Annotated in this window: 22 protein-coding genes; 13 read left to right on the top strand and 9 right to left on the bottom strand. The window is 69.3% G+C overall.

The features are described 5' to 3' along the window. Positions 1-14: 14 nt before the first annotated feature. From T8K17_RS06170 to T8K17_RS06150, 5 genes are all read left to right on the top strand, one after another. Complete coding sequence (locus T8K17_RS06170) at positions 15-845, top strand: ABC transporter permease (RefSeq protein WP_322333624.1); 831 nt, start codon at positions 15-17, stop codon at positions 843-845. Next, positions 835-2,199 (top strand): ABC transporter ATP-binding protein, encoded by a 1,365-nt coding sequence (locus T8K17_RS06165; RefSeq protein ID WP_322333623.1) that lies wholly within the window; start codon positions 835-837, stop codon positions 2,197-2,199. The genes T8K17_RS06170 and T8K17_RS06165 overlap by 11 nt, the downstream gene beginning before the upstream one ends. A 99-nt stretch (positions 2,200-2,298) precedes the next feature. Continuing rightward, a complete protein-coding gene (locus tag T8K17_RS06160; protein ID WP_322333622.1) occupies positions 2,299-3,342 on the top strand; it encodes an ABC transporter substrate-binding protein in 1,044 nt (347 codons plus the stop codon). Between the two features lie 19 nt (positions 3,343-3,361). Next, complete coding sequence (locus tag T8K17_RS06155; protein WP_322333621.1) at positions 3,362-4,129, top strand: ABC transporter ATP-binding protein; 768 nt, start codon at positions 3,362-3,364, stop codon at positions 4,127-4,129. Next, the gene (locus tag T8K17_RS06150; protein WP_322333620.1) at positions 4,122-4,919 is read left to right on the top strand and encodes an ABC transporter permease; all 798 of its coding nucleotides are present in this window, start codon (positions 4,122-4,124) and stop codon (positions 4,917-4,919) included. Before T8K17_RS06155 ends, T8K17_RS06150 begins: the two co-directional genes overlap by 8 nt. Positions 4,920-4,930: 11 nt before the next feature. Here the strand turns inward: T8K17_RS06150 and T8K17_RS06145 are convergent, their stop codons facing one another. Then, positions 4,931-6,205: an MFS transporter gene (locus T8K17_RS06145; protein ID WP_322333619.1), complete on the bottom strand. Its 1,275-nt coding sequence runs from the start codon at positions 6,203-6,205 to the stop codon at positions 4,931-4,933. A gap of 100 nt (positions 6,206-6,305) precedes the next feature. Between T8K17_RS06145 and T8K17_RS06140 the strand changes: the two genes are divergently transcribed. From T8K17_RS06140 to T8K17_RS06125, 4 genes are all read left to right on the top strand, one after another. Continuing rightward, on the top strand, positions 6,306-7,460 hold the full coding sequence (locus T8K17_RS06140) for an alpha/beta hydrolase (protein ID WP_322333618.1): 1,155 nt from the start codon (positions 6,306-6,308) through the stop codon (positions 7,458-7,460). A 208-nt stretch (positions 7,461-7,668) separates the two neighbouring features. Then, positions 7,669-9,579: a DNA primase gene (gene dnaG, locus T8K17_RS06135; protein WP_322333617.1), complete on the top strand. Its 1,911-nt coding sequence runs from the start codon at positions 7,669-7,671 to the stop codon at positions 9,577-9,579. 48 nt (positions 9,580-9,627) lie between these two features. After that, positions 9,628-11,583 (top strand): RNA polymerase sigma factor RpoD, encoded by a 1,956-nt coding sequence (gene rpoD, locus T8K17_RS06130; RefSeq protein ID WP_322333616.1) that lies wholly within the window; start codon positions 9,628-9,630, stop codon positions 11,581-11,583. Positions 11,584-11,719: 136 nt separating this feature from the next. Beyond that, a complete protein-coding gene (locus T8K17_RS06125) occupies positions 11,720-13,183 on the top strand; it encodes an ATP-binding protein (protein ID WP_322333615.1) in 1,464 nt (487 codons plus the stop codon). 17 nt (positions 13,184-13,200) lie between these two features. Here T8K17_RS06125 and T8K17_RS06120 read toward each other — a convergent pair whose 3' ends face one another. Continuing rightward, positions 13,201-13,713 carry a YHS domain-containing (seleno)protein gene (locus tag T8K17_RS06120; protein WP_322333614.1) on the bottom strand — a complete coding sequence of 171 codons (513 nt, stop codon included), beginning with the start codon at positions 13,711-13,713 and terminating at the stop codon, positions 13,201-13,203. Positions 13,714-13,863: 150 nt separating this feature from the next. Here T8K17_RS06120 and T8K17_RS06115 point away from each other — a divergent pair, with 150 nt between their 5' ends. Next, the gene (locus T8K17_RS06115) at positions 13,864-15,234 is read left to right on the top strand and encodes an MFS transporter (protein WP_322334936.1); all 1,371 of its coding nucleotides are present in this window, start codon (positions 13,864-13,866) and stop codon (positions 15,232-15,234) included. Positions 15,235-15,239: 5 nt separating this feature from the next. On the opposite strand, the gene T8K17_RS06110 is transcribed toward T8K17_RS06115, so the two are convergent. The 5 genes from T8K17_RS06110 to T8K17_RS06090 form a co-directional block, all read right to left on the bottom strand. Further along, positions 15,240-15,737, bottom strand: a complete 498-nt coding sequence (locus T8K17_RS06110) for a GNAT family N-acetyltransferase (protein WP_322333613.1) — start codon at positions 15,735-15,737, stop codon at positions 15,240-15,242. Further along, a complete protein-coding gene (locus T8K17_RS06105; RefSeq protein ID WP_322333612.1) occupies positions 15,734-16,642 on the bottom strand; it encodes a PhzF family phenazine biosynthesis protein in 909 nt (302 codons plus the stop codon). Before T8K17_RS06105 ends, T8K17_RS06110 begins: the two co-directional genes overlap by 4 nt. Before the next feature lie 160 nt (positions 16,643-16,802). Next, positions 16,803-17,702, bottom strand: coding sequence for a PhzF family phenazine biosynthesis protein (locus T8K17_RS06100; protein WP_322333611.1), 900 nt, complete (start codon positions 17,700-17,702; stop codon positions 16,803-16,805). A gap of 240 nt (positions 17,703-17,942) precedes the next feature. After that, positions 17,943-18,659, bottom strand: a complete 717-nt coding sequence (locus T8K17_RS06095) for an alanyl-tRNA editing protein (protein WP_322333610.1) — start codon at positions 18,657-18,659, stop codon at positions 17,943-17,945. Positions 18,660-18,697: 38 nt separating this feature from the next. Further along, on the bottom strand, positions 18,698-19,672 hold the full coding sequence (locus T8K17_RS06090) for a threonine dehydratase (protein ID WP_322333609.1): 975 nt from the start codon (positions 19,670-19,672) through the stop codon (positions 18,698-18,700). Positions 19,673-19,795: 123 nt separating this feature from the next. Here T8K17_RS06090 and T8K17_RS06085 point away from each other — a divergent pair, with 123 nt between their 5' ends. Beyond that, a complete protein-coding gene (locus T8K17_RS06085) occupies positions 19,796-21,184 on the top strand; it encodes a PLP-dependent aminotransferase family protein (RefSeq protein WP_322333608.1) in 1,389 nt (462 codons plus the stop codon). Between the two features lie 367 nt (positions 21,185-21,551). On the opposite strand, the gene T8K17_RS06080 is transcribed toward T8K17_RS06085, so the two are convergent. Further along, a complete protein-coding gene (locus T8K17_RS06080) occupies positions 21,552-22,364 on the bottom strand; it encodes an alpha/beta hydrolase (protein ID WP_322333607.1) in 813 nt (270 codons plus the stop codon). An 80-nt stretch (positions 22,365-22,444) separates the two neighbouring features. Here T8K17_RS06080 and T8K17_RS06075 point away from each other — a divergent pair, with 80 nt between their 5' ends. Then, positions 22,445-23,704, top strand: a complete 1,260-nt coding sequence (locus T8K17_RS06075) for a flavin-dependent oxidoreductase (RefSeq protein WP_322333606.1) — start codon at positions 22,445-22,447, stop codon at positions 23,702-23,704. 80 nt (positions 23,705-23,784) lie between these two features. Here the strand turns inward: T8K17_RS06075 and T8K17_RS06070 are convergent, their stop codons facing one another. Then, on the bottom strand, positions 23,785-24,084 hold the full coding sequence (locus T8K17_RS06070; RefSeq protein WP_322333605.1) for a hypothetical protein: 300 nt from the start codon (positions 24,082-24,084) through the stop codon (positions 23,785-23,787). 232 nt (positions 24,085-24,316) lie between these two features. Here T8K17_RS06070 and T8K17_RS06065 point away from each other — a divergent pair, with 232 nt between their 5' ends. Then, positions 24,317-24,661: a TM2 domain-containing protein gene (locus tag T8K17_RS06065; protein WP_322333604.1), complete on the top strand. Its 345-nt coding sequence runs from the start codon at positions 24,317-24,319 to the stop codon at positions 24,659-24,661. The last annotated feature ends 31 nt before the right edge of the window (positions 24,662-24,692 follow it).

Below are 24,692 nucleotides of genomic sequence, written 5' to 3'. Positions count from 1 at the left end.
GTGACGCGAACTCGATGACGCCAACTCCCCGATTCCTCACCACGCCCGCGGATATCTGCCGCTCCCTGGCCACCCACCGCCTGATCCTGCGCCAACTGGTGCGCCGCGATATCCTGTCGCGCTACCGGAAGTCGGCCCTGGGCATGGTCTGGGCGCTGCTGACCCCGCTGATGACCTTCGTGATCTACGCCTATGTGTTCAGCACGATCCTGAAGGTCCGCTTCCCCTCCCGGGTGCCGGACGTGGAGTACAATTACGGCATCATCCTGTTTTCCGGCCTGATGCTGCATTTCTTCATCACCGAGGTGATCACGCGCTCGCCCGTGCTGGTGCTGGAGAACGTGAACTTCGTGAAGAAGGTGGTCTTTCCGCTGGAGATGCTGTCGCTGGTGGCGACCGGATCGGCGGCGGTGACCCTGGGCTTCAACTTCGTGATCCTGGTCGCGGCGATCCTGTTCTACAACGGCACCGTCCCGCCGACGGTCCTGCTGGTGCCGCTGGTGTGGATCCCGTTCTTCGCCGTGGTCGTCGGCATTTCCTGGATTCTGGCCTCGCTGGGCGTGTTCCTGCGGGATATCGGCCACGTGGTCGGCATCCTGTCGACGGTCCTGCTGTTCGGCAGCCCGATCCTGTTTCCGCCCGAGACCCTGCCGGATTTCCTGAAGACCCTGATCTGGTTCAACCCGCTGTCGGTGCCGGTTCACGCCACCCGCGACCTCGCCCTGTGGGGCGTGACCCCCGACCTGGAGCATCTCGGCATCTACACCGCGGTGTCGGCGGTCTTCCTGTGGCTCGGCGCGTTCTGGTTCCAGCGCACCAAGAAGGGCTTCGCCGATGTCGTCTGACGCATCCCCGTCCGGCGCCGAGCGGCGGGCCGGCGAGCCGGCCATCGTCATCGAGAACGTCTCCAAGGCCTTCTCGATCTTCAAGCGCCCGGCCGACCGCCTGCTGCAGATGGTCTCCATGGGCATGGGCCGGTACTACGACGTGTTCATGGCGCTGACCAACGTCTCGCTGACCGTCAACCGGGGCGAGACTGTGGGCATCGTCGGCTCCAACGGCTCTGGCAAGTCCACCCTGCTGCAGGTCATCGCCGGGCTGCTGCAGCCGAACGGCGGCTCGGTGACCGTCCACGGCCGCCCCGCCGCCCTGCTCGAGCTCGGCGCCGGCTTCAATCCGGAATTCACCGGGCGCGAGAACATCTACCTGAACGCCGCCATCCTGGGCCTGACCCAGCAGGAGATCGACGACCGCTTCGACAGCATCGTGGCGTTCTCCGGCCTGGAGCCCTTCATCGACCGGGCGGTGAACACCTATTCCAGCGGCATGTATGTCCGCCTCGCCTTCTCGATCGCGGTCAGCGTCGATCCGGACATCCTGATCGTCGACGAAGCGTTGGCGGTCGGCGACGAGGCGTTCCAGCGCAAATGCCTGGCCCGCATCGAGGCGATGCGCGATGCCGGCGCCACCATCCTGTTCGTCAGCCACGCCATGGGCATGGTCACCCAGCTCTGCGACCGGGCGGTGCTGATGGACCGGGGCGAGGTACTGATCGACGGCGACCCCAAGGAAGTCGCCTCCAACTACTACCGGCTGACCCACGCGCCGGGGAACGACCGCGAGCGGATCCGCAACGAGATCCTCAACCGCGGCCACGCCATCGAGGCCGCGCCCGCCGCGCGGGAGGTGGAGTCCGGCATGGACCTCACCTTCGTCAGCGAGAGCCGGGTCGAGCACGGCGGCCTCGGCGCGATCATCTGCGATCCCCGGATCGAGACGGTGAACGGCCAGCGGGTCAACCTGCTGGTCCGCGGCCGCTCCTACGTCCTGCGCTACGAGGTTTCGTTCGACGCCCCGTGCCGCAAGGTCCGCTTCGCCACCCTGTTCAAGACCAAGACGGGCATTGAACTGGGCGGCCGCGCCACCCAGCGGCTGGCCGAGGATCTGCCGGACTTCGAGCCGGGCGACCGGATCTCCGTCTCCTTCGAATTCACCTGCGCCCTGGCGCCGGGCACCTATTTCGCCAATACCGGCGTCAACGGCCTGGTCAACGGCGAGCGGGAATCCCTGCACCGCATCCTCGACGCCCTGATGTTCCAGGTGCTCCCCGATACCGACGACAGCCTGGTCGGCATGGTCGATCTCGGAATCATCCCGGCGATCGAGCGGCATACGGACGCCACCGGGGCGGGCGACTGACCCTCGCCCCCTAGGTCTGGCGGCCGGGGCTGATCCGGCTATTATCGCGCCAAACGCCCGCCGAGCAGCGGCGGAGCCATTCAGCGGAGGAAACGAACCATGCGGGCAACCCGTACAGCTCTCGGCGCCGTCGCGCGCCGCGCCCTTCTCGCGGCCCTGGTCGCCGTACCGGCCCTGACCGCAGGCGCCGACCTCGCCTCGGCGGCCGACACCATCAAGGTCGGCGCCCTGCGCTTCGCCTCCCACGCGGCCAGCTTCATCGCCTTCGAGCGCGGCTACTTCAAGGAGGCCGGGCTCGACGTCGAGTTCGAGTTCTTCCAGGCGGCACAGCCGATGGCCGTCGCCATCGCCTCGGGCGATATCGACTACGGCATCACCTCGATCACCGGCGGCCTGATCAACCTGGCCGACAAGGGCGCGATCAAGGTGATCGGCGGCGTGATGCACGAGGAGAAGGGCATCGACGGCTCGGCCATCGTGGTGTCCGACGCCGCCTATCAGGCCGGGCTGACCTCGCCGGACAAGCTCAAGGGCCACAGCTTCGCCATCACCCAGGCGGGCTCCTCCTTCCACTACATGGCGGCCCGCATCGCCGAGAAGGAAGGCTTCGGCGTCGAGGACCTGAAGCTCACCCCGCTGCAGAAGGTGCCGAACATCATCGCCGCCCTGAAGTCGGGTCAGGTCGATGCCTGGGCCATCGTCCCGCATATCGCCAAGGCGCTGGCCGGCGGCGGCGCGGTGCACATCATCGGCTGGGTCAACGACTACGCCCCCGACTATCAGGTGACCACCGTCTTCACGTCGGCCGACATCGCCGCCAACAAGCGCGACCAGACCGAGCGGTTCCTGAAGGCCTTTGCCCGGGGTGCCGCCGACTTCAACGCCGCGCTGGTGGACAAGACCGCCGGCGAGGAAGAGGCCGAAGCGGTGACCAAGCTGATCCACAAATACGTGTACACCACCCAGCCCTACGAGAAGGCCTCGGTGTCGATCCGCGACGGTGCGATCCGCCTGAACGAGGGGGCGAAGCTGAACGTGACCAACGTCGCCGACCAGCTCGCCTGGTTCAAGAAGGAGGGCCTGGTGAAGAGCGACATCGGCATCGACGGCCTGGTCGACGCGAGCTACGTCGAGACCTACTGACCAGCCTGGAGAGCGGGCCGTGGAGCTGAACATCCGGGGCGTCTGCCACGCCTATGGCCCGCTCACCGTGCTGGACGGGATCGATTTCGCGGTCCCGGAAGGCCGCATCGTCTGCATCGTCGGCCCGTCCGGCTGCGGGAAATCCACCCTGCTGCGGATGATCGGCGGGCTGGAACGGCCCGATAGCGGCGAGATCCTGCAGGTGGGCTCGCCGCCCGCCGCCAGCATCAACCCGCTGACCTTCATCTTCCAGGACTTCGCCCTGCTGCCCTGGCGCAGCGTTGAGGGCAATATCCGCCTGGTATTGGAGGACCACCGCCTGGGTGCTCCGGAGACGGAGCGGATCGTCGCCGACGTGCTCGCCCGCACCACCCTGAGCGAGTTCCGCAAGGCGTGGCCGCGCCAGCTTTCCGGCGGCATGCGCCAGCGGGTCGCCATCGCCCGGGCCCTGGCGGTGTCGCCGGCCGTCATGCTGATGGACGAACCGCTCTCGGCGCTGGACGCCCAGACCCGCGAGCTGCTGATGGCCGATCTGGTCGATCTGTGGGAGCGCGAGCGGTTCTCCGCCGTCTACGTCACCCACAATCTCGGCGAGGCGGTGCGGCTGGGGCACCGGGTGATCGTGCTGTCCCGCCGGCCCGGCCGGATCCGCGAGATCGTCGATATCGACATGCCCCTGGGCGAGCGCGCCGACCGCATGACCGAGCTGGAAGCGCATCAGTCCCGGCTCTGGGGGCTGATCCGCGACGAGGCCGAGGCGGCGGAGAAGGAACTGGTGGATGGCTGACAGAGAGATCCGGCCCGTGCCGTTCCGCGGCGGCGGTTTCGCCACCCGCAAGCTCGGGATCGTTGGCCCTCTGGTCTTCGTCGTGATCCTCGCCCTGTGGGAGATCGGCTGCCGCACCGGCGCGATCCCGCCGCTGGTGCTGCCGGCGCCGTCGGAGATCTATGCCGCGCTCGCCCGCCTGGTGGAGACCGGGCTGATCTGGGACCATCTCGGCGCCTCGCTGAGCCGGCTGGCGGTCGGGTGGACCCTGGGTACGGTGCTCGGCATCGCGGTCGGGCTCAGCATCGGCCTGTTCTCGCTCGCCCGCGCCGGGCTCGCCCCCATCGTCGCCGCGATCTTCCCGGTCCCGAAGATCGCGCTGCTACCACTGTTCGTCATCTGGTTCGGCATCGGCGAGGGGTCGAAGGTCGCCACCATCCTGTTCGGCACCTTCTTTCCCACGGTGGTCGCCACCTATGGCGGGGTGGACAATGTGGACCGCACCCTGATCCGCATGGGCCAGTCCTTCGGCCTGTCCTGGTTCTCCATCGTCCGCAAGATCATCCTGCCCGGCGCGCTGCCGGCGATCCTGCCGGGGTTCCGGATCTCCGCCGCCATCGCCATCGTGCTGCTGGTTGCCGCCGAGATGATCGGCGCCGAATACGGCATCGGCGCCTATATCCTGCTGGCCGGCAGTCTGATGGCGACCGACGAGCTGCTGGCCGGCGTCGCCATCCTGTCGACCATCGGCCTGGTGGTGAACTGGCTGATCGGCCGGGCGGAGCGGGCGCTTCTCGACTGGCGGCGGTAGCCGACAGCGACCTAAGGGCCGCCCTCGGCGGCGGGTTTCGGTTTCTCCGCCTCTCCGTCCTCCGGCTGCGGATCTTCGGTGCGGGGATCGAGTTCGAACATGATGGTGCCGCCGCGCGGGGTGGCCACCAGCTCCGCCTGTTCCTCCAGCGCCACCGGCGGGCGGGCCTTCAGGCGCCACAGGCCGAACAGGACCAGCAGCATCCACACCGCCGACACGTGCAGGAACAGGGCGCGCGGCCCCACCTCCTCCATCAGCAGCGAGGCGATCGGCGGGCCGACGATCGCGCCCATGCCGTAGGTCAGCAGCAACCCGCCGCTCATCACCACGAAGTCGCCGGCCTCCAGCCGGTCGTTGGCATGGGCCAGCGCCAGCCCGTATATCGGCAGGAACAGCCCGCCCAGGGCGAAGCCGGAGATCACTGCCCAGGTGACCGAGATCGGCGCCAGGAAGGCGGCCCCCGCGCTGACGATGGAGGTGGCGAAGGCGGCGCCGATGAGGATCAGGCGGCGGTCGAACACCCGGTCCAGCGCGGCGATGGGGACCTGCATCACCGCGCCGCCGATCACCGTGGCCGTCATGAACAGGGAGATGCCGACCGTATCGAGCCCGGTCTTCTGCCCGAACACCGCGCCGAGCGACCAGAACGCCCCATTGCCGACACCCACCGCCAGGGCGGCGGCGAGACCGAGGGGGGAGACCCGCCAGAGATAGAACAGCCGAATCTTCACGTTCTGGATCGGCGCCGGGGCCTGGGCGGTCGACATCGCCGTCGGCACCAGGGCGAGCACGATCAGGATGGCGGACAAGCTGAACAGCTCGAAACCCGCCGGCGGGGCAACGCTCAGCAGGAGCTGGCCGACGGAGACGGCACTCAGGTCGACGATGCGGTAGACCGAGATGATCTTACCCCGCGTCTCGTCGGTCGCCCGGTCGTTCAGCCAGCTCTCCACGATCATGGTCAGGCCGGACATGGCGATGCCGGAGAGGGCGCGCAGCAGGAACCAGGCGGTCGGGTCGCCGGCCAGGGCATAGGCCAACGCTGTCGCCGCCGCGAGCGCGGCCAGGGCGGAGAAGCTGCGGATATGGCCGACCCGCTGCACGATCCGCGGCGTCATCAGGCAGCCGATCACGTAGCCGACGAAATAGCCGGACATGGCGAGGCCGATGGCCCCGGTCGACATCCCGTCCATCGCCGCCCGCGTCGGCAGCAGCAGGGTCAGCAGCCCGTTGCCGGCAAGCAGCAGGGCGAGACTGGTCAGCAGGGCGGAGACGGAAGCGATCATGAGATCCCGGGCGCTATCGCGGAAAGGAACGGCCGGACTAGGATAGGGGTTCAACGACACACCGGGCAAATGAACAGCCCGGGACACCCGGAGACGCGCCATGAGCCACCCTTCCCTCACGCCCCAGGACCCGCTGGACTCCGCCCTTCTGCCCGCCGGAGTGCGCTCGCGCTTCGTGGAGAACGTCAACGGGTTGCGGATGCATCTGCTGGAGGCCGGATGGGAAAAGGCGGCGGACAGGCCCTGCCTGCTGCTGCTGCACGGCTTCCCGGAACTGGCCTATAGCTGGCGCAAGGTGATGCCGGCCCTGGCCGAGGCGGGCTACCACGTCATCGCCCCGGACCAGCGCGGCTACGGCCGGACGACCGGCTGGGATGCCGACTACGACGGGCCGCTGACGCCGTTCCGGCCGCTCAACCTGCTGCGCGACATCCTGGGCCTCCTGGCCGCGCTGGGCCGGCGCCATGTGGAGGCGGTGATCGGCCACGATTTCGGCTCGCCCATCGCCGCCACCTGCGCCCTGGTGCGCCCCGACGTGTTCCGCGCCCTGGCGATGATGAGCTCGCCCTTCCCCGGCCCGCCGAAGACGCCGTTCGAGACGCCGGACCCCAAGGCGGACGTCCATGCCGATCTCGCCGCCCTGGCCCGGCCGCGCAAGCATTACCAGTGGTACTACGCCACCCGCCCGGCCAACACGGACATGACCGAGTGCCCCCAGGGCCTCCACGCCTTCCTGCGCGCCTATTACCACCACAAGAGCGCCGACTGGCCCGGCAACAGGCCGTTCCGGCTGGCGGGCTGGACCGCCGACGCGCTGGCGCAGATGCCGACCTACTACATCATGGACCTGAACGAGACGATGGCGCAGACCGTGGCCAAGGAGATGCCGTCGGACGCCGAGATCGCGGCCAATACCTGGCTGCCGGAGCGCGAGATGGCGGTCTATGCCGGCGAATACGGCCGCACCGGCTTCCAGGGCGGGCTGCAATGGTACCGGTGCAACACCACCGGCGCCTTCCTGTCCGAGCAGGAGGTGTTCTCCGGCCGCACCATCGACGTGCCGGCCACCTTCATCGCCGGCGCCCAGGACTGGGGCATCTACCAGTTCCCCGGCGCGATCGAGGCGATGGCCAGCGATGCCGTCTGTCCGGACTGGCGCGGGACGCACCTGATCGACGGGGCCGGCCACTGGGTGCAGCAGGAGCAGCCGGAGGCGGTGGTGGAGAAGCTGCTGGGGTTTCTGCAGGGGGTGTAACGCCGTGCGGCCGCCCGGCCCTTCGACACGTCCCCCGGATTGACATCCGGGGTCCTGCTCAGGGCGAGGTCAAAATCCCTACCCATTGACCTCGCCCTGAGCAGCGCCCGCCGGGCGCGTGTCGAAGGGCCGCTCGCCGCAATGACTCTCCCAGCCAACAGGCGTATGATCGCGGCCCCGCGCCCCGATGTACCGAGTACCCCCGCCCATGTCGCTTCCCCCGCACTTTCTCGACGAGCTGCGCGACCGCGTGACGGTCTCCAGCGTGATCGGGCGGAAGTACAAGCTGGAGCGCAAGGGCCGGGAGTTCCTGGCGGTCTGCCCGTTCCATAACGACACCAAGCCGTCGCTCTCCATCGTGGACGACAAGGGCTTCTACCACTGCTTCGCCTGCGGCGCGCACGGGGACGTCTTCAAGTTCCTGATGGAAAACGACGGCCTCAAGTTCATGGAGGCGGTGGAGCAGGTCGCGTCTCTGGCCGGACTGGAAGTGCCGAAGGAAAGCCCCGAAGAGCAGCAGCGGGCCGAACGCCGCCGCTCGCTGCAGGAGGTGGTGGACCTCGCCTGCCGCTGGTACGAGCGCCAGCTCCACACCTCGGCCGGCGAGGCCGGGCTGCGCTACCTGAAGGAGCGCGGGCTCAGCGACGACACGATCAAGACCTTCCGCCTGGGCTGGGCGCCGGACGACCGCAAGGCGCTGCAGCGCGCCATGAAGGCCGAGGGCGTGGAGACCGACGTGCTGGTGGAAGCCGGTCTGGTCAAACGCTACGAGGAGGGCGAACGCTCGGGCGAGACCGTCGACTATATGCGCGGCCGGGTGTTGTTCCCGATCACCGACCGGCGCGGCAAGGTCATCGCCTTCGGCGGCCGGGTCTTGGGCGACGGCCAGCCGAAATACCTGAACTCGCCGGACACCCCGCTGTTCCACAAGGGCCGCATCCTCTACGGCCTCGCCCAGGCGCGCGAGCCGGCCCATAAATCCGGCGAGCTGATGGTCGCCGAGGGCTATATGGACGTGATCGCCCTGGCCCAGGCCGGCTTCCCGGCGGTCGCCCCGCTCGGCACCGCGCTGACCGAGGACCAGATCGTCGAGCTGTGGCGGATCACCCCGGAGCCGATCCTGTGCTTCGACGGCGACACCGCCGGCCAGCGGGCCGCGCGGCGCGCCTGCGACCGCGCCCTGCCGCTGCTGAAGCCCGGCCATTCCCTGCGCTTCGTCACCCTGCCCGAAGGCCAGGACCCGGACGACCTGATCCAGCGCGACGGCAAGAAGGCGCTGCGGGCGATCCTGAACACCGCCATCGGCCTGGCCGATTTCCTGTGGGCGAGCGAGCTGCTGGCGACCCCGACCGACACGCCGGAACGCAAGGCGGCCTTCTTCAAGCGGATGCGCGATCTGGTGCGCGAGGTCGCCGATCAGGGCGTGCAGATCGCCTACAAGGACCACATGGAGGCGCGCATCGACGAAATGCGCCGGCCCCAGGGACGCGCCGGAAGCGGCTATGGCGGTCGCGATTTCGGCCGGAACCAGGAACGCGGCGGTGCCGCGCGCGGCCGGGGCAACGACCGCCAGCGCGGCGGCCGCTGGACCCCGCCGACCCCGCCGGAACCGGCGGGCAGCCGCACCGCCCGAGCCCTGGTCGATGCCGTGCTGCCCCGGCGCCAGCAGCAGGTCATCCTGGCCACCTTCCTGCACCATCCCGGCCTGCTGGACGAATTGGGCGAGGTCCTGGCGACCCTGGCGCTGGACGACCCGTTCCTTGACAACCTTCGCCGTCAAATTCTAGAGATCAACGCTGAGGACACTGGACTTGACGCCGACGGTCTTCGCGACCACCTCATGGCGTTAGGCTATTCGGAAACGGTGGATGGATTGCTGTCCGACGAGGCTCTGCACCACGCGGGGTTCGCGCGGAAGGGTGCAAGCCATTCCGATGCGCGGCAGGGATTGGCGGAACTGCTTGGACGATTCGCCGGCCCTCTGCTACGAGAGCAACTGTTCGATGCGCAGCGGGAATATGAACAGACATTTAGCGAGGCAAGCTGGCAGCGCATGCTGAGCCTGCAAAGCACTCTTCAAGCGATTACCTCCGCGTCGGCGCTGGAAGACGCGAACTGAGAACGGAGCCGGCGTCGACACCGGCGACAACGATGAGGTCGAAGGCTCATGGCGACTAAGACAGCAACTGCGGCTCAGAATGACGACGACGATACCCGCGAGGAGGGTGCCGCGCCGGACGGGCCGCTGCTGGACAATATCAACCAGGCGGTCAAGAACCTCATCAAGAAGGGGAAGGAGCGCGGCTACCTGACCTATGACGAGGTGAACTCGGCCCTGCCCCAGGAGGAGATGTCCTCCGAGCAGATCGAGGACATCATGAGCGCCCTCAGCGAGATGGGCGTGAACGTCGTCGAGAACGAGGACGACGGCGACAAGGACGACGACAAGGGCGACAGCGACGGCGCCGTCGCCGGCAACGTCTCCGACGAGGATGTCGGCCGCACCGACGACCCGGTGCGCATGTACCTGCGCGAGATGGGCTCGGTCGAGCTGCTGTCCCGCGAGGGCGAAATCGCCATCGCCAAGCGCATCGAAGCCGGCCGCGAGATGATGATCGGCGGCATCTGCGAGAGCCCGCTGACCATCCGCGCCCTGGTGCACTGGCGCGACCAGCTCAAGGACGGCGCGATCCTACTGCGCGACGTCATCGACCTGGAAGCCACCTACGGCGCCGAGAACGCCCCGGCCACGCCGGCCGCCGACGACAGCGAAGACGGCGAGGACACCGAGTCCGAAAAGGCCGCCGGCGCGGAGAACGAGGACGACGACGAGGAGTCCGAGGACGGCGAGGACAACAACCTCTCCCTGTCGGCGATGGAGCAGCAGCTCATCCCGCAGGTGCTGGAGAACTTCGACAAGATCGCCGACACCTACGGCAAGCTCGCCAAGATGCAGAAGCGGCGCATCGAGAAGCTGACCCGCGGCGAGGAACTGGCCCGCACCACCGAGCGCAAGTACGAGAAGCTCAAGGGCGAGCTGATCGAGGCGATGGAGAGTGTGCGCCTGAACAACGGCCGCATCGAGGCCCTGGTCGAGCAGCTCTACTCCCTGAACCGCCGCATGACCCAGGTGGACATGCAGCTCTGGCGCATGGCCGACAGCGTGAAGGTGCCGCGGCAGTCCTTCATGGCCGAGCATTTCGGCAACGAGCTGGAGCCCGGCTGGGGCGAGCGCGTGTCGAGGAAGGACCAGCGCTGGGCCAAGTTCTTCGAGAATTACGGCGACCAGATCGAGAACCACCGCTCCGACCTCGCCCTGATCTCGGCCGATGCCGGCCTGCCGATCAGCGAGTTCCGCCGCATCGTCCAGACCGTGCAGAAGGGCGAGCGCGAGGCCGGACGGGCGAAGAAGGAGATGGTCGAGGCGAACCTGCGCCTGGTGATCTCCATCGCCAAGAAATACACTAACCGCGGCCTGCAGTTCCTGGATCTGATCCAGGAAGGCAATATCGGTCTGATGAAGGCGGTCGATAAGTTCGAATACCGCCGCGGCTACAAGTTCTCCACCTACGCCACCTGGTGGATCCGGCAGGCGATCACCCGCTCGATCGCCGACCAGGCCCGCACCATCCGCATTCCCGTGCACATGATCGAGACGATCAACAAGCTGGTGCGCACCTCGCGCCAGATGCTGCACGAGATCGGCCGCGAGCCGACCCCGGAGGAGCTGGCCGAGAAGCTGGTCATGCCGCTGGAGAAGGTCCGCAAGGTCCTGAAGATCGCCAAGGAGCCGATCAGCCTCGAGACACCGATCGGCGACGAGGAAGACAGCCATCTCGGCGACTTCATCGAGGACAAGAACGCGGTCCAGCCGCTCGACGCCGCGATCCAGGCGAACCTGCGCGAGACCACGACCCGGGTGCTGGCGAGCCTGACGCCGCGCGAGGAACGCGTGCTGCGCATGCGCTTCGGCATCGGCATGAACACCGACCACACCCTGGAGGAGGTCGGCCAGCAGTTCAGCGTGACCCGCGAGCGTATCCGCCAGATCGAGGCCAAGGCGCTGCGCAAGCTGAAGCATCCGTCGCGGTCGCGGAAGCTGCGCAGTTTCCTCGACTACTGATCCCGTTGCCTGCGGACGGCATGGAGTGGGGCATCCCACGGAAACCGACGATAAGACGGCCCGAACCGCGTCCACAGACGGCGCCGGGACGTCGCGCGGCGGCCTGAACAGGTTCTACCGGTTCAGGTCGGTCAGGATGGCCTTCCTCGCGGTCACCCTGCCGCTGGTGATCGTCGTAGTCGGCGGGTTCTTCGTCCTGCTGGAACGCGAGGTCTACAACGAGGCGGTCGAGCGGCTGGAAAGCAAGCTCGACCGGATGCTCGCCAGCAACACGGTCATGCTGGCCCGGGCGGTCTGGGAGCGCAACGACGTCCTGATCGCCACCCATGCCGCCCCGGCGCTGATCGACCCGGACCTGATCGGCATCTTCATCTACGACCGCGATGGCCATGTGCTGGCCGAGTTCGGCACCCATTCCACGCCGCAGGGAAAGTCCATCACCCGCGACGCCCCGATCAGCTACGCCGTCGGCTCCGACCTGCAGTATGCCGGTCAGCTCGTTCTGGTGATGACGGACGCGGGCATCCGTGCCTCCGCGCGGTCCCGGATCCTGATGCTGGTGGCCTTCGCCGTCCTGTTGACCGCCGCCGTCGTCTTCGCCGCCCAGGCCGCCTTCGATTTCGTGATCGGCCGGCCGCTGCGGGAGCTGCAGAAGGCGATCGACAGCACCCGCCTCGGCGCGCCGCGCGAGGAGGTGCCGTGGAGCGGGACCGACGAGGTCGCCCAGGTGATCGAAGCCTTCAACCGCATGCAGCGGCGGCACACGGCCTACGAGACGGCTCTCGACGAAGCGCGGATCGACCTGGAACACCGAGTCGAGGAGCGCACCGCCGAGCTGAAGCGCGCCCGCGACGAGGCGCGGGCCGCCAACCGGGCGAAGAGCGCCTTCCTGGCCAATATGAGCCACGAGCTGCGCACGCCGCTGAACGCGATCATCGGCTTCGCCGAGGTGCTGAAGAACCAGAAGTTCGGCCCCCTGGGCGACGAACGCTACAGCAGCTACGCCGAGATCGTGCGGACCAGCGGCACCCATCTGCTCGACCTGATCAACGACCTGCTGGACCTGTCGCGGGCAGAGGCCGGCGGGCTGATCCCGGCGGATTCGACCATCGCGGCGGACGCCCAGATCCGCCGCGCCATCGACATGAGCCGGCCCGAGATCGATGCCTCCGGGCTGACGATCGAGGTCGCGGTGCCGGACGAGGTCCCGCCGTTGCGGGCCGACGCGCGGCTGATCCTGCAGCTTCTGTCGAACCTGATCACCAACGCGGTCAAGTTCACGCGCGAGGGCGGCACGATCACCATCGGCGCCTCGATCGACCAGCGCCGCTCGGTCTCGCTCTACGTCCAGGACACCGGCATCGGCATCCCCCAGGACCAGATCGACAAGGTGCTGGAGCCGTTCACCCAGCTCGACACCCGCCTGCACCGCGAACATCGCGGCGCCGGTCTCGGCCTGCCCCTGTGCCGGGCCATCGCCCAGGCCCATGGCGGTCAGCTCGTGATCGACAGCGAGTTCGGCGTCGGCACCCGGATCACCGTCTCCCTGCCGCCCTGGCGCGCCCTGCCGCCCAACGACACGGCCGCCGCGGGCGTGTGACGCCCGCCGCGACGCCCTCAGGGCACGCGGCTCTGCAGTTCGGCGTCGGTCAGGGTGAGGATCTTCGGCCAGATCGCGTCGGCGCTCACGATGTTCTCCCCCAGGTTCAGCTCCCAGATCGTCTTGGTGCCCGGGTTCAGCAGCAGGAACAGCCGGCCGTCGACGATGCGCCAGGCCATCGGATCGGCCGGCAGCTTGCGGCCCGCCCGCACGCCGTAGGCGCAGAAACCGCCATAGGCCGGGGTGAAGCGCTGGGGGTCCGACATGAAGCGCCGGCGGTTCTCCTCGCTGGCGAACCGGTAGACCGCACCGCCGACCTCGTGCTCCAGCGCCGGTCTGCCCGGGACCGGCACGCCGTCGGTGAAATACGCCACCGGATCGTAGCCGTTCACGGCCAGGCGGTTCTGGACCAGGTTGATCTCGACGGCGGAGTCGGAGGTGGCCTCCGTCGCCCCGTCGACGACCAACAGGGCGATCCAGAGAATCGGGCCCCCCAGCCACGACAGGCCCCTTATGAATCCACTCTGCATCGTGTTTCTCGATATGCGATGGCCCCCACGACCATGGCGGGAGGATAGGGCAGACGGTGCCCGGCGCCAATACGGAACGCCGCTGCGCCCGGAACGGGGCGGAACGCGCGTCAGCCTTGACCTTCGACGGGAAGCCCCATCTCTGTGGCTATGCTCGCGCCCCTCGCCAACCGCACGTTCCGGCATCTGTTCGCCGCCCAGGTGACCAGCCTGGTCGGCACCGGCCTGACCACGGTGGCGCTGGCCCTGCTGGCCTACGACCTCGCGGGCGGCGATGCCGGGCTGGTGCTGGGTCTCATGCTGGCGCTGAAGATGGTGATCTATGTCGCCCTGGCGCCGGTGATCGGCGCAGCCGTCGCCCGGTTCGACCGCCGCCGGATGCTGGTCGTCCTCGACATCGCCCGCGCCGCCATCGTGCTCGGCCTGCCCTTCGTCACCGAGATCTGGCAGGTCTACGCCCTGTTCCTCGCCCTGCATCTCTGCGCCGCCGGCTTCACCCCGGCGTTCCAGGCGACGGTGCCGGACGTGCTGCCGGACACCGAGGAGTATACCCGAGCATTGGCCCTCTCCCGGCTGGCCTACGACATCGAGAACCTGGCGAGCCCGGGCCTCGCCGCCGTGGCCCTGACGGTGCTGTCCTACGACGCGCTGTTCGCCGCCAATGCCGCCACCTTCTGTCTCTCGGCGCTGCTGATCGTCTCCTGCCGCCTGCCCCGGCCCGCGGCGCAGCAGGCGCGCCGCTTCCGCGACCGCGCGACCCAGGGACTGCGTGTCTTCCTCGCCACCCCGCGGCTGCGCGGCCTGTTCGCCCTGTATTTCGCCGTGTCGGCCGGCGGGGCGATGGCGATCGTCAACACCGTGGTCCTGGTCCGCGACCGGCTCGGCGGCGGCGAAAGCGACGTGGCCGTGCTGATGGCGGTGCTGGGCGGCGGCTCCATGCTGGCCGCCCTGGCCCTGCCGCGGCTGCTGGAGCATGTGTCCGAACGCAGGGTCATGCTGACCGGCGGCGCCCTGATGGTCGGCGCGCTCCTGGCCGGACTGGCCGGATCGGGCTTCGCGGTCCTGGCCGCGATCTGGGCCGTCATCGGCTTCGCCGGCTCGCTGATCGGCACCCCGGCGGGCCGGGTCATCACCCGCTCGTCTGACGAGGAGTCCCGCCCGGCCGTCTTCACCGCCCAGTTCGCCTTGAGCCATGCCTGCTGGCTGGTCGCCTATCCGCTGGCCGGCCTGCTCGGCCGGCTGGACGAATCCTGGATCGCCTTCGCCGTCCTGGCGGCGCTGGCGGCGGCCGGCACGGCGGCCGCGGCGGCGTTCTGGCCGTCGGAGGACCGGTCGTCCCTGACCCACGACCATCCGGAGCAGCACCATACCCACGAGCATGTGCACGACGCCCATCACCAGCACGACCACGAAGGCTGGGAGGGGCCGGAGCCGCACAGCCACCCGCATCGCCACGGCCCGCTGCGCCACGCCCATGCCTTCGTGATCGACGACCACCACCCGGCCTGGCCGCGGGGCTGAGCGGGTTAGAGCAGCCGCTCCAGGAAGATCGTCTCGGTGATCGGCGTGTCGTAATAGGCGGCCCGAGGGGTGAAGCCGAGCCGGGCATACATCGCCACCGCGTCGCCCATCCGGCTTGGCAGGGTGTCCAGCACCATGGCGCTGAACCCGGCCGACCGGCCATGCGCCATCGCCGCCTCCGCCAGCCGCCGGCCGAGCCCCAGCCCACGCCCCGCCGGCCGCACGTAGAGCCGCTTCATCTCGCAGATGCCGGAGCCCAGCGCCGGCAGCGGCTTGACCGCCACCCCGCCGAGCGCCGTACCGTCCGCACCCCGGGCCAGCAGGATGCCGCCGGGCTCGCCGTAGACCCGCTCCAGCGCCGCCAGCTCGGCCTCCAGCCCCTGATAGCCGAGATCGATCGCCAGCCAGCCCACATACTCGCGCACCAGCGCGGCGAAATCGGTCCGGTCCGCGTCGGTGACCGCCGGGCCGATGGCGACAGCCTGGGCCGCCGGCTCGGTCATGGCATCACCAGCTCGCCGCGCATCATGGGCACGCAGCGGCCCCCGACGCGGATCGCCGTGGAAGCCCCGCCGGCCCGGTCGACCTCGCCCAGAAGCAGCGACGGGCGGCCCATCTCCACCCCCTGGGCGATGCGCAGGGCCATGGTGCCCTCGTCCGGTCCGTCGAGCTCCGCCAGCAGGCCCAAAAGGGCGCCGTTGGCGCTGCCGGTGGCCGGGTCCTCGTCGATATTGTCCAGGGGGGCGAACATGCGGGTGCGCACGTCCACCTCGTCCGTGCCGCCGGTGCGGACATAGCAATGGATGTCGAAGACCGGCAGGGCGGCCAGGCGGTTCTCGAACTCCGCCCGGATTGGCCGGGCCGCCTCCAGCGCCGCGCGATCCGCCAGTTCGACCAGGATGAACTCCAGCCCGACCGTGCCGCCGACCGGCGCGTGGCGGTCGGTGCGGATGGCGCTCTCGGCCAAGCCCAGGCAGGCGGCGATATCGGCTACCGGCACCTGCGCACCGCGCCGGAACGGCTGCGGCACGGTGAGCTGGGCACCGACGGGTGTCCCGCCCTCGCTCAGGATGGCGACCGGCACCAGCCCTGCCCCCTCCTCGAAACGGACCGCGTCGCCGACCGGCTTGCCGAACAGGGTGCCGCGCCGGGCGACCACCGTGGCGGTGCCGACATTCGGATGCCCGGCGAAGGGAACCTCGCGGCTGGGCGTGAAGATCCGCACCTGGGCGGTGTTCGCCGGGTCCTTCGGCGGCAGCACAAAGGTTGTCTCCGAATAGGCGAACTCGATGGCGATCGCCTGCATCCGCTCGGTGGCGAGGTCCTCGCCGCCGAACACCACCGCCAGCGGATTGCCGCCGAACGGGGTCTCGGTGAACACGTCCACGGTTTCGTATGTCAGGGTCATGTCCGGTGCTCCTGGTTGTCGTTGCCCCGGCCCTTCGACACGCCCCGGATCAATCCGGGGCTGCTCAGGGCGAGGTCGAAGGAAAATCAGTTAGATGACCTCGCCCTGAGCAGGACCCCGGCGATCAGCCGGGGGCCGTGTCGAAGGGCCTGCCGCCATCTCACCCCTCGATGCTCCCGCGCATCACCCGCACGGAGCGGCCGCCGATCCGCACGGCGGTGCTGGTGCCGCCCGCGTGGTCGACGGCTCCCTGGATCAGCGACGGACGCCCCATCTCCACCCCCTGGGCGATGCGCTGCTTAAGGGTGCCGCTGCCCGCCTCCAACGTGCCGAGCAGGCCCATCAGCGCGCCGCAGGCGCTGCCCGTGGCCGGGTCCTCGGCGACGTTGCGGATCGGCGCGAACATGCGCGCGCGGATGTCGAGTTCCGGCTCCGCCACCCGGGCGTAGCACAGGATCGCCCCATTGGCGGCGACGTCGGGCTGGTCGGCGAAGCGGGCCGCGACCGGCCGGGCCGTTCGGATCGCCTCGGCATCGGTCAGTTCGGCCAGGATGAAGGGCAGGCCGACCGAGCCGATCACCGGGGCGTGGCGGGCGGTGGTCACCGCCTCGGGCGCCAAGCCGAGGCAGGCGGCGACCTGGTCCACCGGAATTTCCGCGTGCCGGGAGAAGGCTTCCGGCGCGGTCAGGGTGGTGGCCGTCACCCCTCCGCCCTCGCGGGTCAGCGCCACCGGGACCACGCCGGCGATCTCCTCGAACAGGACGGTGTCACCGAGCGGTTTGCCGAACAGCTCCCCGCGCCAGCCGACCACGGCGGCGGTGCCCACATTCGGATGGCCGGCGAAGGGCATCTCGCGCTTGGTGGAGAAGATCCGCACCCGCGCGGTGTTGGCCGGATCCTCCGGCGGCAGCACGAAGGTGGTTTCCGAGTAATTGAACTCGCGGGCGATCTGCTGCAGGCGTTCGGTCGGCAGCCCCTCGGCCCCGAACACGACGGCCAGCGGGTTGCCGCCGTAGCGGGTGTCGGTGAACACGTCGACGGTCTCGAAACTCAGGGTCATTTCCTGTTCCCTCACATATGCCTGGGCAAACGGCCCTTCGACACGGCCCCCGGCGCGGCCGGGGTCCTGCTCAGGGCGAGGTCAACGTTCTAAACATTGAAAGACCTCGCCCTGAGCAGCCCCGTCCCGGATTTAATCCGGGATTGATCCGGGGCGTGTCGAAGGGTCGAAGGGCCGCACGCACCTCACCCGTCCGCGCCGGCACCCCGGCACGTCGTGCCTCCCGCCGATGGACCGCCCTCAGTCGACCAGGGCGATGTTGATCCGACGGTTCTGTTTTCCCTTGTTCTCGATCTTGGTGACTTCCAGCCGGCCGATCTCGCCGGTGTTCTTCACATGCGTCCCGCCGCAGGGCTGGTAGTCCACAGCGTCGCCGATCCGGATCATCCGCACCGTGCCGGCTCCGGTCGGCGGCTTCACCGACATGGTGCGCACCAGATCCGGATTGCTCTCCAGCTCGGCATCGGTGATCGAGCCAATCGTCACGTCATGGCCGCCGGCGATGACGGCGTTCAGCTTCTCGGTCAGGGCGTCCTTGTCCGGCACGTTCTCCGGCTCCAGGTTGAAGTCCAGCCGGCTCTTGGGATCGCCGACCTGGCCGCCGGTGACCCCGCCATCGACCAGCGAGCACAGGATGTGCATCGCCGTGTGCATGCGCATCAGCCGGTGGCGGCGGTCCCAGTCGATGGTGGCCGTCACGGTATCGCCCTCGGCCAGGGCCGCGGCCCCCTCGCCCGGCACATGGACGATGCCGGAGACCGTCTTGCCCTTGCGGGTATCGGCCACCGGCACGCTGCGCCCATCGGCGGTGGTCAGCGTCCCCACATCGCCCGGCTGGCCGCCGCCGGTCGGATAGAAGACGGTGCGGTCGAGGACGATCCCCTCCTCGCTCACCGCCACCACCGTGGCCTCGCAGGATGTGAGGTAGGAGTCCTCGCGGAACAGCTCCTCGGTCATGATCCACCTTTCACGTCGCGTTCGTCCGGGTCTCGATGTCAGGACGCCCCGGCCAGGACCTCCCGGTAGACGTCCATGTCCACATTACCACCGGACAAGATCACGCCAACCTTGCGTCCCTGCCAGCGGTCGCGCACCTGCATCAGCCCGGCCAGCGGCACCGCCCCCGCGCCTTCGGCGATGTTGTGGGTATCGGTGTAATAGGCCCGCATGGCGTCTTTGATCTCGGCGTCGGAGACCTTGATGATCCCGGCCGCGCCCGCCTTGATCCGCTCGAAGGCCGCGGCGTTCGGCACCCGGCAGTCGACACCGTCGGCGATGGTCGGGGCGCTTGAGGCGTTGGTGGAGACCGGATGGCCGGCGGCGAAGCTGAGCGCGTAGGCGGGGGCGGTCTCCGACACCACGCCCCAGACCTCGGCCTTGGAGCCGACCGCGTCGCGCGCCTGCATCACCGCGCAGATGCCGGAGCCGAGGCCGATCGGCACGAACACCGCCTCCAGGTCCGGCGCCGCCTCGAACAGTTCCATGCCGTAGGTCGCCACCCCGTCCACCAGCCGGTCGTGGAAGCTGGCGAACATGTGCAGGTCGCGCTCGGCGGCGAGGTCCTGGGCGTATTCGAAGCTCTCCTGGAAGTCGCGGCCATGGACCAGCAGCTCGCCGCCCCAGGCCTGCATGGCGGCGTTCTTCTCCACCGAATTGCCTTCCGGCACGACGACGGTGGCCGAGAGCCCGGCCCGGCGGGCGGCGATCGCCACCGACTGGCCGTGATTGCCGCGCGTGGCGGCGATCACGCCGGTCACCTCCGGCTGGGTGCGGCGCAGGTGGTCCACATAGACCGACCCGCCGCGGATCTTGAAGGCGCCGGCCGGCGTGTGGTTCTCGTGCTTGACCCAGACCTCGGCACCCACGCGCTCGCACAGCAGCGGCCAGGCGTATTGCGGCGTCGGCCCCATGACCGAATACACGATCTCGGCGGCGGCGTTCAGGCGGTCGAGGGCATCGCTCTGGGTCATGGGTCCGGTCCTCGTCTCTGCATCGTCCGCGATCCGTCTGTCACGGGGACAATGTTACGATTGTCTTTATGATTGTCCGGCATATTGTCTCCCTTAATTCGGTTCAAGCGGAACATTGTCACCATGACGCATTGGCTTCCCGACATCGATCGGCGCACCGGTCCGCGCTACCGGGCCATCGCCGAGGCCATCGCCGACGACATCCAGGCCGGCAGGCTCGCGGTGGGCACCCGGCTGCCGACCCATCGCGACCTGGCCTGGCGCCTGGGCGTGACGGTGGGCACGGTCACCCGCGCCTACAAGGAGGTCACCGCCCGCGGCCTGGTGGACGGGGAGATCGGCCGCGGCACCTTCGTGCGCGACCCCCGCACCCATGGCTGGGGCCGCTCCGGCGAGGGCGAGGCGGCGCCAGTCGACATGGGCCTGAACTTCCCCACCGAGATGGCGGAGTCCGAGGCGGCGCTCAGGGCGACCCTGGCGCAGATCGTCGCCGACCCGCGCGACCTGCGGCTGGCGGATTACGACACCAACGGCGGGCGGCGGGAGCATCGGGCGGTGATGGCCGACTGGATCTCCGGCTTCGGCGTCGACGCGTCCGCCGACACCACGCTGATCACCGCCGGCGCCCAGCACGCGATCTCCTCCGCGCTCCAGGCCCTGACAGAGCCGGGCGACGTGGTCCTGTGCGATCCGCTGACCCATCCGGGCTTCATCGGCGTCGCCTCCACCCTGCGGCTGCGCGTGGTGGGCGTGGACTGGGATGCCGAGGGCATGGCGCCTGAGGCGCTGGACGCCGCGATCCGCCACCATCGGCCCAAGGCGCTGTTCCTGATCCCGACGGTGCATAACCCGACCTCCAAGACCGTCGCGGCGCCGCGGCGGCGGGAGCTGGCCCGGGTGATCGAGCGCCACGGCCTGCCGGTGGTGGAGGACGACCTGTACCGGGCCTATGCCGATATCGACGTGCCGCCGCCGATCGCCGCCCTGGCGCCGGATCACGTGATCTACCTCACCAGCGCTTCCAAGCACCTGTCGCCGGGGCTGCGCATCGGCGCGCTGCACATGCCGCCGCGGATGCGGACGCGCGGCCGGGCGGCGATCCGGGATTCGGTCTGGATGGCCGCCCCGCTGGGCGCGGAGGTGGTCACCCGCTGGCTGACCGACGGGACGGCCGATCGGCTCCGGGCGGGCAAGCGCCGGGCCCAGACCCGCCGCGCCGACATGGCCCGCCAGCTCCTCGGCTCGCTGCTCGCCATCGAGGCGGAGGCGAGCCCGCACGGCTGGCTGCGCGCGCCGGACAGCTGGGAGGGCAGCGACGTAGCCGCCGCCCTGCTGGAGCGGGGCGTGGTGACCACCGCCGGGGACGTGTTCGCCACCGTCCCGGGTGCGGGCCGCAACCGGATCCGCCTGGCGCTCGGCCGTCCCCGCACCCACGAGGACGCGGTCGCCGGCCTGGAACTGGTGGCCGAAACCCTGCGGCATGGGCCGATGGAAGACCGGGCATTCATGTAGGGGCGGGTGGCGGTTGGCGCTTGGGCGCCTTCCCCCAAGACCGACTTCCTGGACGACCGTCAGGGAGATCCAGGACCGGTATGCGGACCCGCCCGAGGCACGGTCCTGGATCGGCCCCCGGCTCACCCCGGCACGAGGCCGGGGCCGGGTGTCCGTCCAGGAAGTCGATCGAGGGGAGGAGCGGGGACTCTGTGCCCTCTCTCGCTCATCTCTCCCCCCCAACCGACTTCCCGGACGACCGTCAGGTCGAGCCGGGACCGGTATGCGGACCGGTCCGGGGCACGATCCTGGATCTCCCTGACGGTCGTCCAGGAAGTCGGGTTGGGTATGCAGGGGGTATGAGTTGGATTAAGGAGGTGGGAAGCGCCTAGTCACCCGAGCCCAGCGCCTGCACCAGGGCCTGCGCCACCGTCTCCGGCTGCATCAGCGGGGCCATATGGCCGATGCCCGTCAGGCTGACCACTTCCGCCTGCGCCAGGTGCCGGACCGCGCCCGCCACCATCCGCCGGGCGATCTCCGGGGAGCGGTCGCCGTGGATCAGCGTGGTCGGCGGCGCCGCTTGCCAGACCTCCGGGGCTATCTTCACGCTGCCGGTCGCCCGGGTATCGGCCACCACGCCGGCCGCCTGCGCGGTCAGCCGGGCGCGGGCCGGTGCCGGCAGGTCGCCCCAGGCGGTGTCGTTCCAGACCTCCACGAAGACCCGGATGGCATCCTCGTCCCGGCCCTCGGCCAGATGGCGCCGCATCGCCGCCGCCATCTCCGCCTCGGCGGCGATCAGGCCGGCATCCGCCTCCGCATCCAGCGCGTCGAACAGAATCGGCTCGAACAGCACCAGCCGGTCGAGCCCCACCGAGGGTGCCGCCAGCAGGGCCGCCAGCCCGCCCATGGAATGGCCGACCAGGGTGCGGGCGCCGCTCACCTCGGCCAGCCAGGCGGCGATCGCCACATGGGCGTCCACCGCCGAGGCCGCCCCCGGTACCTGGCTGTTGCCGTAGCCGTGCAGGGCCGGCGCGAGACATTGCCATCCCGCCGCCGCCAGGCGCTCGGCCAGCGGCGCATAGGCCTTCGGTCCGGTGGCGGCGGCATGCAGCAGCACCAGCGGCCGACCGCCGGGCCCCCAGCGATGCACCTCCACCTGGCCGAAGCCGGTCTGCACGATCTCGCTCTGTCTCGCCGTCATCCTGCCTCTACGCCTCGCTTGTGCGACCCACCGCGCTCTCCCTATCATCGCGGGAAAAGACGGGAAAGGAGGGGACGGCCATGACAGTCCTGATCGCCGGCGGCGGGATCGGCGGGTTGACCCTGGCGCTCAGCCTGCACCAGGTCGACATCCGGTGCCGGTTGTTCGAGGCGGTGGAAACCCTGGCGCCCCTGGGCGTCGGCATCAACGTGCTGCCCCATGCGGTGCGCGAGCTGACCGAGCTCGGCCTGCAGGAGGAGCTGCTGGGCCTCGGCATCCCCACGGCCCGGCTGGCCTACTACTCGCGCCGCGGCCAGGAGATCTGGTCGGAGCCGCGCGGCCGCGACGCCGGCTATGGCTGGCCCCAGATTTCCATCCATCGCGGCGAGCTGCAGATGCTGCTGACCCGCACCGTGCTGCAGCGGCTGGGTGCCGACACCATCGCCACCGGCCATGTGCTGACCGCCTGGGAGGATCGCGGCGACCGCATCGTCGCCCGCTTCGCCGACCGGAACGGCGCAGAGATCGCCGAGGTGGAGGGCGATGTCCTGATCGCCGCCGACGGCATCCATTCCACCGCCCGCGCCGCCCTGCACCCGGACGAGGGACCGCCGATCTGGAACGGCGCCATCCTTTGGCGCGGCACGGCGGTGTCGCAGCCGTTCCTCGGCGGGCGCACCATGATCATGGCCGGCCACGAGTATCAGAAATTCGTGTGCTACCCGCTGCGCGACCTGCCGGACGGCCGCCAGCTCATCAACCTCATCGCCGAGCGCAAGTTCAGCGCCGACCAGCCCTGGCGGCGCGAGGACTGGAACCGGGCCGGCCGGGTGGAGGACTACCTGCCGCCCTTCGAGACCTGGCGGTTCGACTGGCTGGACGTGCCCGGCCTGATCCGGGCGGCGGAGAAGGTCTACGAATATCCGATGGTCGACCGCGATCCGCTGGACGCCTGGAGCCACGGGCGGCTGACCCTGCTCGGCGACGCGGCCCATCCGATGTACCCGATCGGCTCGAACGGGGCGAGCCAGGCGATCCTGGATGCGCGGGTGCTGACAAGGGAGCTGCTGGCCAAGGGCCTCACCCCGGCCGCGCTGCAGGCCTACGAGGCCGAGCGGCTGCCGGCGACGGCGAAGATCGTCACCGCCAATCGGGGCAACGGGCCGGAGCAGGTGATGCAGATGGTGGAGGAGCGCGCGCCGAACGGGTTCGAGCGGATCGACGACGTGCTGAGCGCGGAGGAGAGAGAGGGGACGGCCGCGGCTTACAAGCGCCTTGCCGGGTTCGACAAGGACGCTCTCAACGCGCGGCCGCCCATCGTGCCGGAAGCGGCGGCCTGACCGGGGGCTGGGGCAAGCAAGTCAGGCCGGCCGACGGCCGATACGGTTATTCCTTGGGCGATGCTGATCCCGGACCGGACTTATTCCTTGGTCAGCAGGGCCCGGGCCTGGACGACGGTGTCGGTCGCCTTGCCGAAGTCGCTGGCCTTGCACTGGGCCGAGGCCTCTTTGATCATCGCCTCGACCTGCTTGTCGACATCCTCGGTGACCTCGGTCTCGTTCAGCATCTCACGGGTGTCTTTGACGAGCTGACCGCAGGTCTTGGCGTCGGTCGCCGGCGCAATGCCGCGGTTGGCGTTGCCGGCGGCGGAGGCGGCGGTGGAGACGGAGGCAAGCGCAAGCGCCGCGAAAAGAGCGGTGCGGAGGGCGGTGAAAAACATGGGTGGAGAGGCCTCCCGGCCCGATCGCGCGTGCGGCGCGGCGCGCCCCGGTTATCGCCGGACACAGTCGCCGGGCTCCCCAGATCGCGGTGCGGAATATCCTCTGCAATGCGCGGTCTTGAAAGAGGGGAACCCATGCACAAAACGCGGGCCGGCCATGCCGGTTTTGCAGATTTGTCCGGCGTCCCCATATCAGGGATGACGCAACGCGAAAGGTATGAGGATTCACGACATGACGGACACATCGCCGGACCACGCTTCCGGCCGGTACGGCCATTCCGGCGAAGCAGAGCGGATGATGCAGTACGACGCTAACAAGAAGTCGGTGCTGATCGCCTATCTGCTCTGGTTCTTTCTCGGCACCTTTGCGGTGCACCGCTTCTATCTCGGCGCCCATAAGAGTGCGCTGGTCATGCTCGCCATGTGGGTGATCTTCGGCGCGCTCTCCGGCATCACCTTCGGCATCTTCGGCTTCCTGCTGCTGATCCCGGCGATCTGGTGGTTCCTCGACCTGTTCCTGATCCCCGGCATCGCCCGCGACAAGAACAACGAGCTGATCCTGATGCTGAGCCGCTGAGGCGGCTTTCAGCCGGTAAACTTGACTCCGC

It is taken from the genome of Thalassobaculum sp. OXR-137, from assembly GCF_034377285.1.
Taxonomy (GTDB): Bacteria; Pseudomonadota; Alphaproteobacteria; order Thalassobaculales; family Thalassobaculaceae; genus Thalassobaculum.
The sequence above is the reverse complement of the archived record's forward strand: the minus strand, read 5'-3'. Positions and strand labels throughout refer to the sequence as shown.

Excerpts from the sequence above, each read along its gene's own strand:
- T8K17_RS06170 (WP_322333624.1), top strand. The coding sequence starts at position 15 with ATGACGCCAACTCCCCGATTCCTCACCACGCCCGCGGATATCTGCCGC.
- T8K17_RS06165 (WP_322333623.1), top strand. The coding sequence starts at position 835 with ATGTCGTCTGACGCATCCCCGTCCGGCGCCGAGCGGCGGGCCGGCGAG.
- T8K17_RS06160 (WP_322333622.1), top strand. The coding sequence starts at position 2,299 with ATGCGGGCAACCCGTACAGCTCTCGGCGCCGTCGCGCGCCGCGCCCTT.
- T8K17_RS06150 (WP_322333620.1), top strand. The coding sequence starts at position 4,122 with ATGGCTGACAGAGAGATCCGGCCCGTGCCGTTCCGCGGCGGCGGTTTC.
- T8K17_RS06145 (WP_322333619.1), bottom strand. The coding sequence starts at position 6,205 with ATGATCGCTTCCGTCTCCGCCCTGCTGACCAGTCTCGCCCTGCTGCTT.
- T8K17_RS06140 (WP_322333618.1), top strand. The coding sequence starts at position 6,306 with ATGAGCCACCCTTCCCTCACGCCCCAGGACCCGCTGGACTCCGCCCTT.
- dnaG (WP_322333617.1), top strand. The coding sequence starts at position 7,669 with ATGTCGCTTCCCCCGCACTTTCTCGACGAGCTGCGCGACCGCGTGACG.
- rpoD (WP_322333616.1), top strand. The coding sequence starts at position 9,628 with ATGGCGACTAAGACAGCAACTGCGGCTCAGAATGACGACGACGATACC.
- T8K17_RS06125 (WP_322333615.1), top strand. The coding sequence starts at position 11,720 with ATGGCCTTCCTCGCGGTCACCCTGCCGCTGGTGATCGTCGTAGTCGGC.
- T8K17_RS06120 (WP_322333614.1), bottom strand. The coding sequence starts at position 13,713 with ATGCAGAGTGGATTCATAAGGGGCCTGTCGTGGCTGGGGGGCCCGATT.
- T8K17_RS06115 (WP_322334936.1), top strand. The coding sequence starts at position 13,864 with ATGCTCGCGCCCCTCGCCAACCGCACGTTCCGGCATCTGTTCGCCGCC.
- T8K17_RS06110 (WP_322333613.1), bottom strand. The coding sequence starts at position 15,737 with ATGACCGAGCCGGCGGCCCAGGCTGTCGCCATCGGCCCGGCGGTCACC.
- T8K17_RS06105 (WP_322333612.1), bottom strand. The coding sequence starts at position 16,642 with ATGACCCTGACATACGAAACCGTGGACGTGTTCACCGAGACCCCGTTC.
- T8K17_RS06100 (WP_322333611.1), bottom strand. The coding sequence starts at position 17,702 with ATGACCCTGAGTTTCGAGACCGTCGACGTGTTCACCGACACCCGCTAC.
- T8K17_RS06095 (WP_322333610.1), bottom strand. The coding sequence starts at position 18,659 with ATGACCGAGGAGCTGTTCCGCGAGGACTCCTACCTCACATCCTGCGAG.
- T8K17_RS06090 (WP_322333609.1), bottom strand. The coding sequence starts at position 19,672 with ATGACCCAGAGCGATGCCCTCGACCGCCTGAACGCCGCCGCCGAGATC.
- T8K17_RS06085 (WP_322333608.1), top strand. The coding sequence starts at position 19,796 with ATGACGCATTGGCTTCCCGACATCGATCGGCGCACCGGTCCGCGCTAC.
- T8K17_RS06080 (WP_322333607.1), bottom strand. The coding sequence starts at position 22,364 with ATGACGGCGAGACAGAGCGAGATCGTGCAGACCGGCTTCGGCCAGGTG.
- T8K17_RS06075 (WP_322333606.1), top strand. The coding sequence starts at position 22,445 with ATGACAGTCCTGATCGCCGGCGGCGGGATCGGCGGGTTGACCCTGGCG.
- T8K17_RS06070 (WP_322333605.1), bottom strand. The coding sequence starts at position 24,084 with ATGTTTTTCACCGCCCTCCGCACCGCTCTTTTCGCGGCGCTTGCGCTT.
- T8K17_RS06065 (WP_322333604.1), top strand. The coding sequence starts at position 24,317 with ATGACGGACACATCGCCGGACCACGCTTCCGGCCGGTACGGCCATTCC.